Here is a 17,714-nt window from a genome sequence, read left to right on the forward strand (position 1 = left end):
CATGAGCACGCATCCGACGCCCGACGACATTCCCATGCAGGACGACGATGGCCACGACCTGGCCATCCGCGTGCGCGGGCTGGTCAACCGCTTCGGCAGCCAGACCGTGCACGAGGACCTGGACCTGGACGTGCGCCGCGGCGAAATTCTCGGCGTGGTGGGTGGTTCGGGTACCGGCAAGTCGGTGCTGATGCGCTCCATCCTCGGCCTGCGCACGCCCGACGAAGGCCGGATCGAGGTGCTGGGCCGCGACGCGCGTGCCGACGATGCCGAGAGCCGCCTGCACATCGAGCGCAACACCGGCGTGCTGTTCCAGGACGGTGCGTTGTTCTCGTCGCTGACCGTAGGCGAGAACGTGCAGGTACCGTTGAAGGAGCACCACCGCGAACTGCCCGAGCGCTGGCATTACGAACTGGCGCTGCTGAAGGTGAAGCTGGCCGGCCTGCCCGCCGATGCGATCAACAAACTGCCCTCGCAGCTGTCCGGCGGCATGCGCAAGCGCGCCGGCCTGGCCCGCGCGTTGGCACTGGACCCGCCGCTGCTGTTCCTGGATGAACCGACCGCCGGACTCGACCCGATCGGCGCGGCCGCCTTCGACCGACTGATCAAGACCCTGCAGGAAGCACTGGGGTTGACCGTGTTCCTGATCACCCACGACCTGGACACGCTGTATGCGATCTGCGACCGGGTGGCGGTGATCGCCGACCGCAAAGTGGTGGCCAACGCGCCACTGCCGGACATCGAGAAACTGGATCATCCGTGGATCCAGGAATACTTCCACGGACCGCGTGCGCGTGCCGCGCGCGGCGAACAGATCGAGAGTGCCTGAGCCATGGAAACCAAAGCCAACTACGTGCTGATCGGCGCGTTCACCCTGATCACCGGCCTGGCCCTGCTGGCCTTCGGCCTGTGGGCGGCCAAGTACTCCTCCGACCGTACCTGGCAGGAATACCGCGTGGTGTTCCGCGAGGCAGTAACCGGCCTGTCGGTGGGCAGCCCGGTGCAGTACAACGGCATCGCGGTGGGTTCGATCATCGAACTGAACCTGGTTCCGGACGACCCGCGCCAGGTGGTCGCACGCATCCGCCTGAACTCGACCACCCCGGTCAAGACCGATACCCGTGCAAAGCTGGCGATCACCAGCCTGACCGGCCCGTCGATCATCCAGCTCAGCGGTGGTACGCCGCAGTCGCCGGCACTGACCACGGTCAACAAGGACCCGGCGCCGATCATTCCAACCACGCCGTCGGCGCTGCAGAACATCACCGACGTTGCCAACCGCATCGTCGAGCGCATGGACCAGATCCTCAGCGACCGCAACGTGGCCTCGATCAACGCGACGCTGGCCAACCTGGAAACGATCAGCGGCGGCCTGGCCGACCGTGATCAGGGCACGCAGGCGCTGCTGCTCAGCGCGCGCGATGCCGCCCGCAGCCTAGACACCACGCTGAAGACCACCAATGGCACCATCGAGCGCCTGGACAAGAACCTGGTGCAGCAGCTGCCGGGCATCATCGACAAGCTCGACGCCACCCTGGCCAAGCTTGATTCGGCCGCCGGCAACGCCGACTCGATCCTTGGCGAGAACCGTGCCGCGATCAACAGCTTCGCCAACGATGGCCTCGGCCAGCTCGGCCCGACGCTGACCGAACTGCGCGGCCTGATCCGCGATCTGCGCCGGGTCAGCGACCGCCTCGAGAACAACCCCGCGCGCTACCTGCTGGGCCGCGACGCACCGAAGGAGTTCGAACCCAAATGAGCCCGACCGCCCTTCCGCGCCTGCTGCTGGCCGCTTCGATGGTCACCCTGCTGGGCGGCTGCTCCATCCTTGGCAGCAGCGAGAAAACCGCAGTGACGCTGTACTCGCCGTCCGTGCAGGTGAAGGCCGACCCGGCGTGGCCACAGGTGGGCTGGCAGCTGGTGCTGGCCAAGCCCAGCGCCGCGCGCATGGTCGACAGTCCGCGTATCAACGTGCGGCCGACGCCGTCGCAGATGGAGATCTACAAGGGGGCCAGCTGGGCACAGCCGGCCACCGACATGATCGAGGACACCCTGCTGCGTGGCTTTGAGGACTCCGGCCGCATCCGTGGCGTGGCGCGCAGCAGTGCCGGCATCCGTGCCGACTACAAGCTGTCCACCGACGTGCGCCGCTTTGAATCGGACTACCTGGGCCAGGCCACGCCGACCGTGGTGATCGAGGTCAACGCCAAGCTGATCCATGTGGCCGACCAGCGCGTGGTCGCCGACCGTACCTTCCGCCAGGCGCAGCCGGTCGGCAGTACCGACGTGCCGGCGGTTGCCGCTGCGTTCGAGCGCGGCCTGCAGCAGCTGGCACAGGAGATGGTGGGCTGGACGCTGACAAGCGGACAGGCCGACCAGCCGACCGTCGCGCGCTGACCGTCAGCGTGGCGTAATCCAGCGGAACGTCAGGTTGATCCGTTCGCCCTGCACCCGTGCCATCTTCGGCAGCGCGTGCTGGTAGAACCGCTGTGTCTGCCCCGCCATCACCAGCAGATCGCCATGGCCGAGCAGGTACTCGGCCTTCCGCGCCGGGTCATCGCGCCGGCGCAGCAGGAAGCGGCGCGCCGCGCCCAGGCTCAGCGAAGCAATCACCGGGGTCGGCCCCAGCTCTGGCTCGTCATCGCTGTGCCAGCCCATGTAGTCGCCACCGCCGCGATAGCGGTTCAGCAGCACGCTGTTGAAGCGGCCGATGCCCTCCGCCTGCAGGCGCCCGCGCATGGCCTGCAACGCGGGTGGCCAGGGGTGCGGCACGAATTCAGCACCGGAATAGCGGTAGCGCGCCAGCGGATCGCCGATCCAGCAACTCAGCCGCGGCGAATCCACCCAGTTGCCGAACATGCGGATGCGATGGACCTCCCAGCGGACTTCGGCCTGCAGGGCGGACAGGAGCCGGTCGGCATCGGCCGTGGCCAGCCAGCCCGGCAGGTGCTGGACGTCGGCATCGGGCAGGTCATGGGGGAACAGCATGGCGATCCCTCAAGGAACAGGGCGGCGCTTGGCCGCCCTTGCACTCTCAGCCGCGCTGGAACGCGACGCCGGTCTTTTCCTTCAGCTCGTCATCACTGACGCCCGGCGCCGCTTCCACCAGCAACAGGCCCTTGTCGGTCACGTCGAACACGGCCAGGTCAGTGATGATGCGGTCGACCACGCCGACACCGGTCAGCGGCAGCGTGCATTCGGTCAGGATCTTGTGCTCGCCGTTCTTGGCGGTGTGCTCCATCAGCACCACCACGCGCTGCACGCCGGCCACCAGGTCCATCGCACCGCCCATGCCCTTGACCATCTTGCCGGGCACCATCCAGTTGGCCAGGTCGCCCTTGTCGGTGACCTGCATGGCGCCGAGGATGGCCAGGTTGACGTGTCCACCGCGGATCATCGCGAAGCTGTCGTGGCTGCCGAAATAGCTGGCACCGGCACGCGCGGTGACGGTCTGCTTGCCGGCATTGATCAGGTCGGCGTCAACTTCGGCGTCGGTCGGGAACGGACCGATGCCGAGCAGGCCGTTTTCCGACTGCAGCCACACGTCCACCCCTTCGGGGATGTGGTTGGCAACCAGGGTCGGCAGGCCGATGCCCAGGTTCACGTACGCACCATCGGTCAGTTCGCGGGCGGCACGTGCCGCCATCTCATCGCGGGTCCACGCCATGTCAGTTGCCCTCCGCGCGGATGGTGCGCTGTTCGATACGCTTTTCGGGATGCGGGTTGTGCACGATGCGGTGTACGTAGATGCCCGGCAGGTGCACCTGGTCCGGATCAATCGCGCCGACCGGCACCACCTCCTCCACTTCCACGATGCAGACCTTGCCGGCCATCGCGCAGGCCGGATTGAAGTTGCGCGCGGTCTTGCGGAACACCAGGTTGCCCGCTTCGTCGGCCTTCCACGCCTTGACCAGCGCCACGTCGGCGCGCAGCGCGGTTTCCATCACGTAGTGCTTGCCGTCGAACTCGCGGGTTTCCTTTCCTTCAGCCACCACCGTGCCATAGCCGGTGGCGGTGAAGAACGCCGGAATGCCTGCACCACCGGCACGCAGGCGCTCGGCCAGGGTGCCCTGCGGGTTGAATTCCAGCTCGAGCTCGCCGGCCAGGAACTGGCGCTCGAATTCCTTGTTCTCGCCCACGTAGGACGAAATCATCTTCTTGATCTGCCGGGTTTCCAGCAGCTGGCCCAGGCCGAAACCATCAACGCCGGCATTGTTGGAGATCACGGTCAGGCCCTTGGCGCCGCTGTCGCGCAGCGCGGCGATCAGTGCCTCGGGAATGCCACACAGGCCGAAGCCGCCCACGGCCAGCGTCTGGCCATCGGCGACCACCCCTTGCAGGGCCTCCGCCGCACTGGCGAAGCGCTTGCCGCGCTTGCCGGTGGAAGTCGATTGCTGCATTGCTGTACTACCCTGCACGTTGAGGATGACCGCATTCTAGCTGGAGGGCCGCGAAGGGCTTGGATGCGCCGCAGCATTGCACGGGCATCGCACAGGGTTCCGTAGAATGCCGGGTTCCCCTGCCAATGGCCGGCCCCGTGCCCGCCCCACCCTCGTTGATGGCCCATACCTACACCGAAGAAGACCTGCTCCGCTGGATGGAGGGCCGGACGCTGGAAATGAGCGACCATTGCCTGTCGGAAGTCCACAGCATGCGTCTGTTCGGTGACATTCTGGTCGCTGAGGTAAAGATCCCGGCCAAGTACTCCTACCGGGTGGAGATCGACCTGGCTGCCAGCCTTCGCCATCCGCGCAGCCTGCTGCGCAACCGGTGTTCCTGCCCGCTCGGCCACGACTGCCTGCACGTGGCGGCTGTGCTGGCGCGGATGCTGCAGCAGATCGACCATACGCCCCCCATGCCCGACGACAGCAGCACGCTGCCAACGCTGCTGATCCGTTCGATGACGCCCGTCCTGCGCCTGCACACGGTCGAGTTCCGTCCGCCGTGGCTTGCCCCCCGTGCCCCTTCGCAGTGGGCCGATATCGCGACCGTGGCCTTCGAATACGACGAGCACGTGCGGTTCCTGGATGACCCGAGCCTGTTCGCACACGATCCGGAGGGCCAGCTCGCCCTGCTGCCCCGCGACCTGGTTGAGGAGTCACGGCGCGAGGCCGAGCTGCGCACGATGGGACTGCACCGCGACACGGCCCCGCGGGCGCCATTGGAGGGCGCAGGCCCTCAGTTCCAGCTGCGCACCCATGACTGGACACGGTTCCTGCTGGACGACGTGCCGCGCCTGGAAGCCCTGGGCTGGAAGGTGGAGACGGACGACGATTTCCGCCATCGCATCACCCGGGTGGATGAGATCGACCTGGACATCCAGGCGGACCCGGCGGATGCAGGCTGGTTCAACCTGGGCCTGGACATCCAGGTGGACGGCCGCAACGTGTCGATGGTTCCGTTGCTGCAGCAGGTACTGCAGTCCGATCCCCGCTGGATGCGTGGCCAGCTGGACGCCATCGGCGATGACGAAAACATCCTGTTGAAGACAGGCGACAACACGCGCCTGGCGGTGCGGGCGGCGCGACTGAAGCCGATCATGGCCCTGTTGGCGGACCTGTTCGCCCAGCGCGGCGGACCGCTGCGCTTGTCAGCGCTTGACCGTGGCCGCCTGCAGGCGCTGCAGGGCACGGCGCGCCTGCAGTTCCGGGGCCGCAAGGATACCCAGGCGCTGGTGCAGCGGCTGATAGAGGCACCCGCGCTGGGTGAGGTGCCGCCACCGGCCGGGCTGGTGGCAACGCTGCGTCCCTATCAGCGTGAAGGCCTGTCGTGGCTGCAGTACCTGCGCCAACAGGGTCTGGGCGGTGTGTTGGCCGATGACATGGGGCTGGGCAAGACCCTGCAGACGCTGGCGCATCTGCTGGTCGAAAAGGAAAGTGGCCGCCTGGACCAGCCGGCGCTGCTGGTGGTGCCGACCTCGCTGCTGCACAACTGGCAGAGCGAAGCCGCACGCTTCACCCCTGGCCTGCGGGTGCTGACCCTGCATGGACCGACGCGCGAAGCAATGTTCGAGGCGATTCCCAAGCATGATCTTGTGCTGACCACGTATCCCCTGCTGTGGCGCGACGAGCAGGCGCTGCAGGCACATGCCTACCATCTGCTGATTCTGGATGAAGCCCAGCAGGTGAAGAATCCGAAGTCACGTGCGGCCATTACCCTGCGCACGCTGCAGGCCCGCCATCGCCTGTGTTTGACCGGTACGCCGCTGGAAAACCATCTGGGCGAACTGTGGACGCAGTTCGATTTCCTGCTGCCCGGCCTGCTCGGCACCGAGAAGCAGTTCAACCAGCATTGGCGCCACCCGATCGAGCGCGGGAGCGACCACCGCCGTGCCCAGCTGCTGGCACAGCGACTGCGTCCCTTCATCCTGCGCCGGCGCAAGGAACAGGTCGCGTCAGAGCTTCCGCCCAAGACCCTCATTACCCGTGCGGTGGAAATGGAGGGCAGCCAGCGTGATCTCTATGAAACCGTGCGTGCCGCAATGGAAAAACAGGTGCGCGAGGCCATCAGCGGCAGCGGGCTGGCGCGCAGCCATATCGTGGTGCTGGATGCCCTGCTGAAGCTGCGCCAGGTCTGCTGCGATCCGCGCCTGCTGCCGGGCGACGCCCCGGCACGCAATGCCGGCTCGGCCAAGCTGGAGCTGCTGCGCGACATGCTGCCGTCGATGGTCGAGGAGGGCCGGCGGGTCCTGGTGTTCTCGCAGTTCACCGGCATGCTGGCACTGATCGCGCAGGCGCTGGAGGAGCTCGGGCTGGCCTATGTGACCCTGACCGGCGACACCCAGGACCGGGCTACGCCGGTGCAGCGCTTCATGCAGGGCGAGGTACCGGTGTTCCTGATCAGCCTGAAGGCAGGTGGCGTCGGGTTGAACCTGACCGCCGCCGACACCGTCATCCACTTCGACCCCTGGTGGAACCCGGCGGCCGAAAACCAGGCCAGTGACCGCGCCCATCGCATCGGCCAGCAGCAGCCGGTGTTCGTTTACCGGCTGATCGCCGCAGGCAGCATTGAAGAACGGATCGCCGAGCTGCAGGAACGCAAGGCCACGCTGGCCGACTCGATTCTCGAAGGCGGCGGTGCTACGTGGCCACGCTTCAGCGAGGAAGACGTGCAGGCGCTGCTGGCGCCGTTGCCGGGCCTGCCCGGCAAACGTTCCCGTAAAGCGGGCAAACGGTCGACGCGAGCCTGACCCCCGAACGCCAGTCAGGTGGCGTTCCCCGATGGAAACGATTCCCATACGGGACTGGGACTACAATTGGGGGCTGAGCTCACAAAGGATCTGATCGATGCCCCTGCCCGCCTTCAAGGCCTACGATATCCGCGGCCGTGTGCCGGAAGAACTGAACGAAGACCTGGCCCGCCGCATCGGCGTCGCCCTGGCCGCACAGCTCGCTCCCGGTCCGGTGGTCCTCGGCCACGATGTGCGCCTGACCAGCCCGGCGCTGCAGGATGCGCTGGCCGCAGGCCTGCGTGGTACCGGCCGCGAGGTGATCGACATCGGCCTGTGCGGTACCGAAGAGGTCTACTTCCAGACCGATCACCTCGGCGCGGCCGGCGGCGTGATGGTGACCGCCAGCCACAACCCGATGGATTACAACGGCATGAAGCTGGTCAAGGAGAATGCCCGTCCGATCAGCTCCGATACCGGCCTGTTCGCGATCTCCGATGCGGTCGCCGTCGATATGTCCGAGGCCCAGCCGCCGCGTGCCGGGCAGACCGCCCAGCATGACAAGAGCGCCTACATCCAGCACCTGCTCAGTTATGTCGATGCCAGCAAGCTCACGCCGCTGAAGCTGGTGGTGAATGCCGGCAATGGCGGCGCGGGCGCCATCGTCGACCTGCTGGCCCCGCACCTGCCGTTCGAGTTCATCCGCATCTGCCACGAACCCGACGGCAACTTCCCCAACGGCATTCCCAACCCGCTGCTGCCGGAAAACCGTGCCGCCACTGCCGACGCCGTGCGCGAGCATGGTGCTGACTTCGGCATCGCCTGGGACGGCGACTTTGATCGCTGCTTCTTCTTCGATCACACCGGCCGCTTCATCGAGGGCTATTACCTGGTCGGCCTGCTGGCCAAGGCCATCCTCGCGCGCAATCCCGGCGGCAAGGTCGTGCATGACCCGCGCCTGGTCTGGAACACCGTGGAGATGGTGGAGCAGGCGGGCGGCGTACCGGTGCTGTGCAAGAGCGGCCATGCCTTCATCAAGGAAAAGATGCGCGCCGAGGATGCGGTGTATGGCGGTGAGATGAGCGCCCACCACTACTTCCGCGAATTCGCCTATGCCGACTCCGGCATGATCCCGTGGCTGCTGATCGCCCAGCTGATTTCCGAAAGCGGCCGCTCGCTGGCCGACTGGGTCGAAGACCGCATGGCGGCCTATCCGTGCAGTGGCGAGATCAACTTCAAGGTGGCCGATGCCAAGGCCGCTGTGGCCCGCGTCATGGCGCACTTCGCGGCGCAAGCGCCGGTACTGGACCACACCGACGGCATCAGTGCCGACTTCGGCGACTGGCGCTTCAACCTGCGCAGCTCCAACACCGAGCCGCTACTGCGCCTGAACGTTGAAGCCCGTGGCGACGCAGCGCTGATGCAGGCCCGCACCGACGAAATCTCCCGTCTCATCCAGCAGTAATCAAGGAAGATCATGAGCAACATCCAGCCTGTCATCCTCTCCGGTGGTTCCGGTACCCGCCTGTGGCCGCTTTCGCGCGAGGCGTATCCGAAGCAGTTCCTGCCGTTGGCCAGCGAGCTGACGATGCTGCAGGCCACCTGGCAGCGCGTCGCTCCCATCGCCGCGCATGGCCCGCTGGTGATCGCCAACGAGGAGCACCGCTTCGTCGCTGCCGAGCAGTTGCAGCAGGTCGGCGCCGAGCCGGCTGGCATCATCCTGGAGCCGGTTGGCCGCAATACGGCGCCGGCGATCGCGGTCGCAGCCCTGGAGGCCACCCGCGATGGCGCCGATGCGCTGCTGCTGGTGCTGCCCTCGGACCATGTGATCACCGATGAGGCCGCGTTCCGCACTGTCGTGCAGGCTGCAGCCAGCGCTGCCGAGGCCGGCAAGCTGGTGACCTTCGGCATCGTGCCGAGCGGTCCGGAAACCGGCTACGGCTATATCAAGGCCGCCGATGGGCAGGGCCTGCGTGCGGTCGAGCGCTTTGTCGAAAAGCCCGACCTTGAGACCGCCACCGGTTACGTCAGCAGCGGCCAGTATTACTGGAACAGCGGCATGTTCCTGTTCAAGGCCTCGCGCTACCTGCAGGAACTGGAGCACTTCCAGCCCGACATGCTGGCCGGCAGCCGCCAGGCCTGGCAGCAGGCCCGTCGCGATTCGGATTTCACCCGTCTGGACAAGGACGCCTTCGCTGCGGTTCCTTCCGACTCCATCGACTACGCGGTGATGGAAAAAACCGCAGACGCCGTGGTGATTCCGCTGGACGCCGGCTGGAACGATGTCGGCTCGTGGACCGCCCTGCGCGATGTCTCGCAGCAGGACGGTGATGGCAATGCGCACCAGGGTGATGTGATCGCCATCGACTGCCGCAACACCTATTCCTATGCACAGCGTCTGGTAGCACTGGTCGGCCTGGACGATGTGATCGTGGTCGAGACGGACGATGCAGTGCTGGTCGGCAAGGCCGATCGCATGCAGGAGGTCAAGACCGTGGTGGCGCAGCTGAAAGCCGAAGGCCGCAGCGAGGCCACCTGGCATCGCAAGGTCTACCGCCCGTGGGGCGCCTACGATTCAATCGATAACGGCGAGCGTTTCCAGGTCAAGCGCATCACGGTCAAGCCCGGCGGCACGCTCAGCCTGCAGATGCATCACCATCGCGCCGAGCACTGGATCGTGGTCAGCGGCACCGCTGAAGTGACCCGCGGCGACGAAGTGATCCTGCTCAGCGAGAACCAGAGCACCTACATCCCGCTGGGCGTGACGCATCGCCTGCGCAACCCCGGAAAACTGCCGCTGGAACTGATCGAAGTACAGTCGGGCAGCTACCTGGGCGAGGATGACATCGTGCGGTTCGAGGACACGTACGGGCGCAGTTGACCCGACACCCTGCAGCGAGTGCCGACCGTCGGTCGGGGTGGGTGCCGACCGTTGGTCGGCACGTCGCCTACCCGGTCAGGCAATCTCCGCCATCACCCGCTTCAACCCGTCCTGCCAGGTCGGCAGCACGATGCCGAAATCCTGCTGCAGCTTGCGGTTGTCCAACACCGACCAGGCCGGGCGCTTGGCCGGCGTCGGATACTCGGAACTGGGAATCGCCTCGACGGCCGGCACCTTCGCCAGCACGCCGGTAGCCAGCGCTTCGGCGAAGATCGCCTCGGCAAACCCATGCCAGCTGGTCTGGCCACTGGCGGTCAGATGCCAGATTCCCGACAAGTGGCCCGGATGCTGCAGCACCTGCGCAGTGACATCGGCAATCAGCGCTGCCGGTGTTGGCGTGCCGATCTGGTCGGCCACCACCCGCAACTGTTCGCGTTCTGCTCCCACGCGCAGCATGGTGCGCAGGAAATTGGCGCCATGTGAGGCATAGACCCACGCCGTGCGGAAGATCAGGTGGCGGCCACCGGCCAAACGCACTGCATCCTCACCATCGCGCTTGCTGGTGCCATAGACGCCCAGCGGCGCGGTCGGCTCGTCTTCGCGGTAGGGCGCACTGCCCTGGCCGTCGAACACATAGTCGGTGGAGTAATGCACCAAGGGCACGCCATGGGCCGTGCACCAGCGCGCGATCACGCCCGGCGCCTGCGCGTTGGCGGCGAAGGCCGCCTCGGCATCCTGCTCGGCGCGATCGACTGCCGTGTACGCGGCCGCGTTGACCACCACCGATGGCTGCAGGCGATCCAGCAATGCCGGCAGGCTGTCGGGCTGGCCGAAATCAGCCACCTCGCAGGCGCTGCCATCAGGCAGCTGACCACTGCGGGTGGTGGCAACCACTTCACCCAGCGACGCCAGCGCGCGCAGCAGCTCCTGGCCAACCTGGCCGTTGCCACCGAACACCAGAACGGTCATGGCACGTAGACCGGCAAGCGATCTTCAGCGATGTCCTTCAGGAACGGCGCGTTCTCGTCCTTGGCCGACAAGGTCGGTGCACTCACCGGCCAGTCCACCGCAATATCGGCGTCATTCCAGCGGATACCTGCATCCGCTTCCTTGACGTAGACGTCCGTGCACAGATAGCTGAACATTGCACGTTCGGAGAGCACGGCAAACCCATGCGCGAAGCCTTCCGGAATCCAGAACTGCTTCCTGTTTTCAGCGCTCAGCACCACCGCTTCCCACTGGCCGAAGGTCAGCGAGCCGCGGCGGATGTCCACGGCCACGTCATAGACCTCGCCTTCGAGCACGCTGACCAGCTTGCCCTGCGGGCGCGGCCACTGGTAATGCAGGCCACGCAGCACGCCCTGCGCCGAGGTGGACACGTTGCTCTGCACGAAACGATCCGGCAGGCCCAGCGCGGCGAAACGCTCGGCATTCCAGGTTTCAAAGAAGTAACCGCGGGCATCGCCGAACACAGCCGGCTCGATCACCGCGCAGCCGGGCAACTTGGTTTCAATTACTTTCACGGAACGACTCCACGCTGGGCGAGCGTGTGCAGGTACTGGCCGTAGCCATTCTTGATCAACGGCGCAGCCAGCGCCTCCAGCTGCTCGGCATTGATCCAGCCTCGGCCGAACGCGATTTCTTCCGGGCAGCAGACCTGCAGGCCCTGGCGGGTCTGGATGGTCTCGATGAAGTTGGAGGCTTCCAGCAGCGACTGGTGAGTGCCGGTATCCAGCCACGCATAGCCACGGCCGAGCGCTTCCAGGTGAAGATTGCCTTCTTCCAGGTAGCGCTTGTTGAGATCGGTGATCTCCAGCTCACCACGCGGCGACGGCTTCAGTTCGGCCGCGTAATCGCTGGCCTTGCCGTCATAGAAGTACAGGCCGGTCACCGCATAGTTGGAGCGCGGTTTTTCAGGCTTCTCCACCAGATCGATCACCTTGCCGCGCTGGTCGAACTCGGCCACGCCGTAGCGCTCCGGATCATTCACCCAGTAGCCGAACACGGTCGAGCCGTGCACGCGTTCGTCTGCACGCTTGAGCACCTCGCGCAGGCCGTGGCCGTGGAAGATGTTGTCGCCCAGCACCAGGCAGCTCGGCTTGCCGGCAACGAAGTCGCGGCCGATCAGGTAAGCCTGGGCCAGGCCATCCGGACTCGGCTGCACCGCGTACTGGATGTCCATGCCCCATTGCGAACCGTCGCCCAGCAGCTGCTGGAACAGCGCCTGTTCGTGCGGGGTATTGATGATCAACACTTCGCTGATGCCCGCCAGCATCAGCACGCTGAGCGGGTAGTAGATCATCGGCTTGTCGTACACCGGCAACAGCTGCTTGCTGACGCCCTTGGTGATCGGATACAGCCGGGTGCCGGAACCGCCGGCCAGGATGATGCCCTTGCGTTGCGTCATGTTCTCTCCCGGCCTCAGGCGGCAGTGCCGATGCGCTGCAGGCGGTAGCTGCCATCCAGCACGCCGTTGACCCATTCCTGGTTGTCCAGGTACCAGTCGACGGTGAACGTGATGCCCTGCTCGAAGGTGTAGGCCGGTTCCCAGCCCAGGTCGTTCTTCAGCTTGGAGGCATCGATCGCATAGCGGCGGTCATGGCCGGGGCGGTCGGTGACGTAGGTGATCTGGCTGCTGCGCGGCTGTCCATCCGCACGCGGGCGGCGCTGGTCCAGCAGTGCGCAGATCGCCTGCACCACTTCGATGTTCTGCTTTTCCGAATTCCCGCCGACGTTGTAGGTCTCGCCGACCTGGCCCTTGGCCAGCACGGTGCGGATCGCTTCGCAGTGGTCGGACACGAACAGCCAGTCGCGCACCTGCTTGCCGTCGCCGTACACCGGCAGCGGCTCGCCAGCCAGCGCCTTGGCGATCACCAGCGGGATCAGCTTCTCGGGGAAGTGGTACGGGCCGTAGTTGTTGGAGCAGTTGGTGGTCAGTACCGGCAGCCCGTAGGTGTGGTGGAAGGCACGGACCAGGTGGTCCGAAGCGGCCTTCGACGCCGAGTACGGCGAATTCGGGGCGTACGGGGTGGTTTCGCTGAACTTGCCGGTCTCGCCCAGGGTGCCGTACACCTCGTCGGTGGACACGTGCAGGAAGCGGAACACCTCGCCCTGTTCGGCCGGCAGCGCCTTCCAGTAGTCACGGACCGCTTCCAGCAGGCCCAGGGTGCCCACCACGTTGGTCTGGATGAAGGCGCCGGGACCATCGATGGAGCGGTCAACGTGGCTTTCGGCGGCGAAGTTCACCACGGCGTCCGGCCGGTGTTCGGCCAGCAGGTTCGCGATCAGGGCCTGGTCGCCGATATCGCCCTGCACGAACAGGTGGTTGGGGTTGCCGTCCAGGCTGGACAGGGTCTTCAGGTTGCCGGCGTAGGTCAGCACATCGAGGTTGATGACCTTGACGCCGCGCGCGACCGCCTCGAGAACGAAGTTACCGCCAATGAATCCGGCGCCGCCGGTGACAAGCCATGTGGGCACTACCTGTTCTCCTGATCGAAACTCATCCAAGGAGCGCCCACGGGCGCCCCAGCGCAGCGTGACAGGATACATCCCGATGGCCTTCACGACCGCCTGCGTGACGTGAACACGAGCTCGCGGAGGTCCATTCTTGCGGCGCCGCAACATAACCATACGCATTCGCATGGTCACCCCAAGCCAGCTAGAATCGGGGTCCCACCCCCGAACCGGTTGCTGTTGCAGGACCGGACGTTCTCCCTGTTACTGAAGGACCCCGTACCAGATGAAAATCCTCGTCGCGTACAAGCGCGTGGTGGACTACAACGTCCGCATTCAGGTCAAGCCGGACGGTTCCGGCGTGGTCACCGACGGCGTCAAGCTGTCCCCCAACCCCTTCGACGAAATCGCCCTGGAAGAAGCCCTGCGACTGCGCGACAAGGGCATTGCCAGCGAAGTGGTGGTCGCCACCATCGCCCCGGCCGATGCCCAGGCGCACCTGCGCAACGGTCTGGCCATGGGCGCCAACCGTGCCATTCACGTCGTCACAGACCAGGCCATCCAGCCGCTGACTGCGTCGCGCACCCTGCTCAAGCTGATCGAGAAGGAACAGCCTGACCTGGTGATCCTCGGCAAGCAGGCCATTGACGACGACGCCAACCAGACCGGCCAGATGCTGGCCACGCTGTGGGGCCGCCCGCAGGCGACCTTCGCTAGCAAGCTGGAGATTGCCGATGGCAAGGCCACGGTGACCCGCGAAGTCGACGCCGGCCTGGAAACGCTGGAAGTGGACCTGCCGGCCGTGGTCACCACCGATCTGCGCCTGAACGAGCCGCGCTTCATCAAGCTGCCGGACATCATGAAGGCCAAGGCCAAGCCGCTGGAAACCCTGCAGCTGGCCGACCTCGGCGTTGAAGCCGCCGACACCTTCAAGACCACCCAGTACGCCGCGCCGTCCAAGCGCAGCAAGGGTGTGATGGTCAAGGACGCGGCCGAACTGGTGGCCGCACTCAAGCAGAAGGGGTTGCTGTAATGAGCAAGATTCTCGTCATCGCCGAGCACCATGACGGCAAGCTCAACGCCGCCACCGCCAAGACCGTGAGCGCCGCTGCCGCCATCGGCGGTGCCAGCATCGACGTGCTGGTGCTGGCCGCCGATCCGGCCGCCGTCGCCGCCGAGGCCGCGAAGATCACCGGCGTCGCCAAGGTCCTGACCGTGGCCAATGCCGCCAACGCGCAGGCCATCGCCCAGGTGCTGGCGCCGCAGATCGCGCAGCTGGCCAAGGGTTACAGCCACGTGTTCGGCCCGTCGACCACCTTCGGCAAGGACCTGATGCCGTGTGTGGCCGCCCTGCTCGGCGTCAACCAGGTCTCCGACCTGATGAGCGTCGAAGGCAGCCACACCTTCAAGCGCCCGATCTACGCCGGCAACGTGATCATCACCGTGGACGCCCCGGCCGACCAGATCGTGGTCGCCACCGTGCGTGCCGCCTCGTGGCCGGAAGCTGCCCAGGGCGGCAGCGCCGCCATCGAAGCGGCCAGCGTCGATGCTGCCCTGCCGACCCACACCCGCTTCGTCGGCCTCGCCGCTGGCGCCAGCGACCGCCCGGACCTGCAGAGCGCCAAGCGCGTGGTCTCCGGTGGCCGTGGTGTCGGTTCGGAAGAGAACTTCAAGGTCATCTTCCAGCTGGCCGACAAGCTCGGTGCCGCCGTCGGTGCCTCGCGCGCCGCGGTCGATGCCGGCTACGTGCCCAGCGACCTGCAGGTCGGCCAGACCGGCAAGATCATCGCGCCGGAACTGTACGTGGCCGTGGGTATCAGCGGTGCCATCCAGCACCTGACCGGCATCAAGGACGCCGGCACGATCGTGGCGATCAACAAGGACGGCGATGCGCCGATCTTCGAGATTGCCGATATCGGCCTGGTGGGGGATCTGTTTACGATCCTGCCGGAGCTGGAACAGGCGCTGTAAGGTTACGTTGTGAAATAGTAGGCTTTGCTGCATCGGCCGCCTAGTGCGGCCGATGCTCTTCCCGCTCCGGCCATTGGACCCCTTACCAGCGTGTCTCCGCAACCGTCAAAGCCCATGTCAAAGACCGTCCTGAATCAGGCACCGTCTCGGGATTTCTCATTCGTCCCGGACGTATCCGTGGTCATTCCGGTCTACGGATGCTCAAGCTGCCTGGAAGAGCTGACCGAAAGGGTCCTGGCTGCGGTCAAGAATGAGAGCAGAACAGTCGAAATCATCTTCGTCGACGACAACAGCCCAGACCAGGCATGGGAACGCATCCTGGAGTTGTCTCAACTCCATGCCGAGGTACGAGGGCTCAAGCTTTCACGGAACTTTGGGCAACACGCCGCGATAAGCGCTGGAATCGCACGAGCCCGAGGCAGGGCCATGATTGTGATGGACTGTGACCTGCAGGATATACCTGAGGAGATTCCCACGCTTCTGGCCGAGCTTAAGGAAGATGTCGAGATCGTCCTCGGACAACGCATCGAACGTCAGGACACCTGGTTCAAGCAGGCAGGCTCGCGCACCTTCTACCGTACTTTGGGCTGGTTGACCGATACCAATTACGATCCGAGCACCGCCAACTTCGGCGCCTACAGCCGCAAAGTCATCGACGCGATGAATGCGATGCCGGAAACGGACAGATTCCTTCCTCTGCTTGCCAGATGGACGGGCTTTCGGACGGTCCGTACCCCCGTGGTACACGGGGAGCGCACCGTGGGCAAGAGCAGTTACACGCTAAGCAAGCTGCTGCAGATGGCGACCCGGATCGCCCTTTCATTCTCGGACAAACCGCTGAGATTGGTAATGTCGGCTTCGTTCGCACTCGCCGGAGTGGGCCTCTGCGTTGCGGCGTTCGCCGTGTACCGCTATCTGATGGGCGATATTCGAGTTGCGGGATTCACCAGTATCCTTGCTTCGGTCTGGCTGGTGGGAAGCTTCCTCATGGCAAGCATTGGGGTGGTCGGCCTTTACGTCGGTCGCATGCACAACGAAACCAAGAGACGCCCGCAGTACCTGATCTGGTATGACTCCTGGAGCAACGACAATGCCTGAACAGTCCTTGCTCAATTACTCGCCCTTGGACTCGAATCGATTCGCGATCCACGTCGAGCGCGCGAACCTCGGGATCGATACGCCTGCGGCGCCCATGGTCGAGGCCATTATGGCCTCCCCGGCCGACCTCATCATTGCCCGCTTTCCAGCGGGCAGCAACGAGGTCCCCAATGCGCTCATCCAGCATGGCGAAGTACTGCTCCACGCTGACACCCTTGTCTACTATGAAGTGCGGCTGCCAGCTTCCGCAGGAAACGCGGCTCCCAACGTTCGCCGCGCGCAGTTGGACGACCTTGAGGCAATCCGCGGCATCGCCTCCGCAGGCTTCCAGAACTACCGGGCCCACTATGCGGCCAATCCGCTATTGCCCGCTGCACAGATTCTGGACGGATACATCGAGTGGGCCCAGAGCCGTGCCGACCCGTCCAACACAACCAGCGATACCTGGCTGGTGTTCGACGGCGACGTTGCCGCTGGCTTCGCTACCTGCGATGTCCAGGACGGTGGCGTGGAGATCGTACTCAATGCAGTCCACCCCGCTTTCGAGCGACGAGGTCACTACGGCACGCTGCTGCGTCACCTGCTGCACCACTATGCAGGAGCGGGCTTAGCGCGCCTGAGTATCTCCACCCAGATATGGAACTACACCGTGCAGAGACAATGGGCGCGCGCCGGTCTGTTGCTGGCGAGAGCTTACGATACGTTTCATATCGACCGCCGCCTGGCTGCAAAGCGGAGCAAGCCGTGAACTCCACAACTCCCTTCTTCCCCTGGTTCATGGTCGCCGCAACGATTCTGCTGACCAGCTATGGTCAGCTCGTCATCAAATGGCAGGCGAGTTCATACCAAGCTACAACGACCGGACTACTAGGGAAACTTCCTCCTGTCATCCAGTTACTCCTGCAGCCCTGGGTGATTTCTGCCTTTGTCGCGGCGTTCGCAGCATCCCTTTGCTGGATGCTGGCGGTTTCGCGACTGGAACTTAGTCGTGCCTATCCATTCATGGCACTAAACTTCCTGATCGTCTGCGTCGCCGCTATCCCCCTGTTTGGCGAAGTTTTCACCGTGTATAAAGCGGTCGGGCTGGCAACCGTTATTGTCGGCCTGATCTTCATCAGCCAAGGCTGATCTCAACTGTTCAGA

General features: G+C 65.2%; 18 protein-coding genes. 11 read left to right on the plus strand and 7 right to left on the minus strand.

Annotated elements, in window-relative coordinates:
• The first annotated feature begins 1 nt into the window (after position 1).
• The 3 genes from ACTJJM_RS13675 to ACTJJM_RS13685 are packed head-to-tail and all read left to right on the plus strand — an operon-like array spanning position 2 to position 2,397.
• On the plus strand, positions 2-829 hold the full coding sequence (locus ACTJJM_RS13675) for an ABC transporter ATP-binding protein (protein WP_010480693.1): 828 nt from the start codon (positions 2-4) through the stop codon (positions 827-829).
• A gap of 3 nt (positions 830-832) precedes the next feature.
• Positions 833-1,759, plus strand: coding sequence for an MlaD family protein (locus tag ACTJJM_RS13680; protein ID WP_010480691.1), 927 nt, complete (start codon positions 833-835; stop codon positions 1,757-1,759).
• Entirely contained in the window at positions 1,756-2,397 is a 642-nt protein-coding gene (locus tag ACTJJM_RS13685; RefSeq protein ID WP_049455356.1) for an ABC-type transport auxiliary lipoprotein family protein, read from the plus strand. Before ACTJJM_RS13680 ends, ACTJJM_RS13685 begins: the two co-directional genes overlap by 4 nt.
• A gap of 3 nt (positions 2,398-2,400) precedes the next feature.
• Here ACTJJM_RS13685 and ACTJJM_RS13690 read toward each other — a convergent pair whose 3' ends face one another.
• From ACTJJM_RS13690 to ACTJJM_RS13700, 3 genes are read right to left on the minus strand one after another with little or no spacing between them, the layout of a single operon-like run.
• Positions 2,401-2,988, minus strand: a complete 588-nt coding sequence (locus ACTJJM_RS13690) for an alpha-ketoglutarate-dependent dioxygenase AlkB (protein WP_224328948.1) — start codon at positions 2,986-2,988, stop codon at positions 2,401-2,403.
• Positions 2,989-3,034: 46 nt separating this feature from the next.
• Complete coding sequence (locus ACTJJM_RS13695; RefSeq protein WP_224328947.1) at positions 3,035-3,667, minus strand: CoA transferase subunit B; 633 nt, start codon at positions 3,665-3,667, stop codon at positions 3,035-3,037.
• 1 nt (position 3,668) lies between these two features.
• The gene (locus tag ACTJJM_RS13700; protein ID WP_012509993.1) at positions 3,669-4,400 is read right to left on the minus strand and encodes a CoA transferase subunit A; all 732 of its coding nucleotides are present in this window, start codon (positions 4,398-4,400) and stop codon (positions 3,669-3,671) included.
• Positions 4,401-4,558: 158 nt separating this feature from the next.
• On the opposite strand from ACTJJM_RS13700, the gene ACTJJM_RS13705 reads away from it, so the two are divergent.
• From ACTJJM_RS13705 to ACTJJM_RS13715, 3 genes are all read left to right on the plus strand, one after another.
• Positions 4,559-7,189, plus strand: coding sequence for a DEAD/DEAH box helicase (locus ACTJJM_RS13705; RefSeq protein ID WP_440865764.1), 2,631 nt, complete (start codon positions 4,559-4,561; stop codon positions 7,187-7,189).
• A 97-nt stretch (positions 7,190-7,286) separates the two neighbouring features.
• A complete protein-coding gene (locus ACTJJM_RS13710; protein ID WP_313412505.1) occupies positions 7,287-8,633 on the plus strand; it encodes a phosphomannomutase in 1,347 nt (448 codons plus the stop codon).
• Between the two features lie 12 nt (positions 8,634-8,645).
• Positions 8,646-10,049: a mannose-1-phosphate guanylyltransferase/mannose-6-phosphate isomerase gene (locus ACTJJM_RS13715; protein ID WP_049455362.1), complete on the plus strand. Its 1,404-nt coding sequence runs from the start codon at positions 8,646-8,648 to the stop codon at positions 10,047-10,049.
• 75 nt (positions 10,050-10,124) lie between these two features.
• Here ACTJJM_RS13715 and rfbD read toward each other — a convergent pair whose 3' ends face one another.
• From rfbD to rfbB, 4 genes are read right to left on the minus strand one after another with little or no spacing between them, the layout of a single operon-like run.
• Positions 10,125-11,018, minus strand: a complete 894-nt coding sequence (gene rfbD, locus ACTJJM_RS13720; RefSeq protein WP_049455363.1) for a dTDP-4-dehydrorhamnose reductase — start codon at positions 11,016-11,018, stop codon at positions 10,125-10,127.
• On the minus strand, positions 11,015-11,572 hold the full coding sequence (rfbC, locus tag ACTJJM_RS13725) for a dTDP-4-dehydrorhamnose 3,5-epimerase (protein ID WP_049455364.1): 558 nt from the start codon (positions 11,570-11,572) through the stop codon (positions 11,015-11,017). Before rfbC ends, rfbD begins: the two co-directional genes overlap by 4 nt.
• Positions 11,569-12,456: a glucose-1-phosphate thymidylyltransferase RfbA gene (gene rfbA / locus ACTJJM_RS13730; protein WP_049455365.1), complete on the minus strand. Its 888-nt coding sequence runs from the start codon at positions 12,454-12,456 to the stop codon at positions 11,569-11,571. The genes rfbC and rfbA overlap by 4 nt, the downstream gene beginning before the upstream one ends.
• A 14-nt stretch (positions 12,457-12,470) precedes the next feature.
• Complete coding sequence (gene rfbB, locus ACTJJM_RS13735; RefSeq protein WP_049455366.1) at positions 12,471-13,526, minus strand: dTDP-glucose 4,6-dehydratase; 1,056 nt, start codon at positions 13,524-13,526, stop codon at positions 12,471-12,473.
• Positions 13,527-13,788: 262 nt separating this feature from the next.
• Between rfbB and ACTJJM_RS13740 the strand changes: the two genes are divergently transcribed.
• The 5 genes from ACTJJM_RS13740 to ACTJJM_RS13760 all read left to right on the plus strand — a co-directional run bounded on the left by ACTJJM_RS13740 (position 13,789) and on the right by ACTJJM_RS13760 (position 17,699).
• On the plus strand, positions 13,789-14,535 hold the full coding sequence (locus tag ACTJJM_RS13740; protein ID WP_012509979.1) for an electron transfer flavoprotein subunit beta/FixA family protein: 747 nt from the start codon (positions 13,789-13,791) through the stop codon (positions 14,533-14,535).
• The gene (locus ACTJJM_RS13745; RefSeq protein ID WP_049455367.1) at positions 14,535-15,473 is read left to right on the plus strand and encodes an electron transfer flavoprotein subunit alpha/FixB family protein; all 939 of its coding nucleotides are present in this window, start codon (positions 14,535-14,537) and stop codon (positions 15,471-15,473) included. Before ACTJJM_RS13740 ends, ACTJJM_RS13745 begins: the two co-directional genes overlap by 1 nt.
• 114 nt (positions 15,474-15,587) lie before the next feature.
• Complete coding sequence (locus tag ACTJJM_RS13750; RefSeq protein ID WP_049455368.1) at positions 15,588-16,571, plus strand: glycosyltransferase family 2 protein; 984 nt, start codon at positions 15,588-15,590, stop codon at positions 16,569-16,571.
• On the plus strand, positions 16,564-17,319 hold the full coding sequence (locus ACTJJM_RS13755) for a GNAT family N-acetyltransferase (RefSeq protein ID WP_049455369.1): 756 nt from the start codon (positions 16,564-16,566) through the stop codon (positions 17,317-17,319). The genes ACTJJM_RS13750 and ACTJJM_RS13755 overlap by 8 nt, the downstream gene beginning before the upstream one ends.
• A complete protein-coding gene (locus ACTJJM_RS13760; RefSeq protein WP_224328944.1) occupies positions 17,316-17,699 on the plus strand; it encodes a hypothetical protein in 384 nt (127 codons plus the stop codon). The genes ACTJJM_RS13755 and ACTJJM_RS13760 overlap by 4 nt, the downstream gene beginning before the upstream one ends.
• Positions 17,700-17,714 lie beyond the last annotated feature (15 nt).

Source organism: Stenotrophomonas sp. 22692 (assembly GCF_052045015.1).
In the GTDB taxonomy this organism is placed as follows: Bacteria; Pseudomonadota; Gammaproteobacteria; order Xanthomonadales; family Xanthomonadaceae; genus Stenotrophomonas; species Stenotrophomonas geniculata.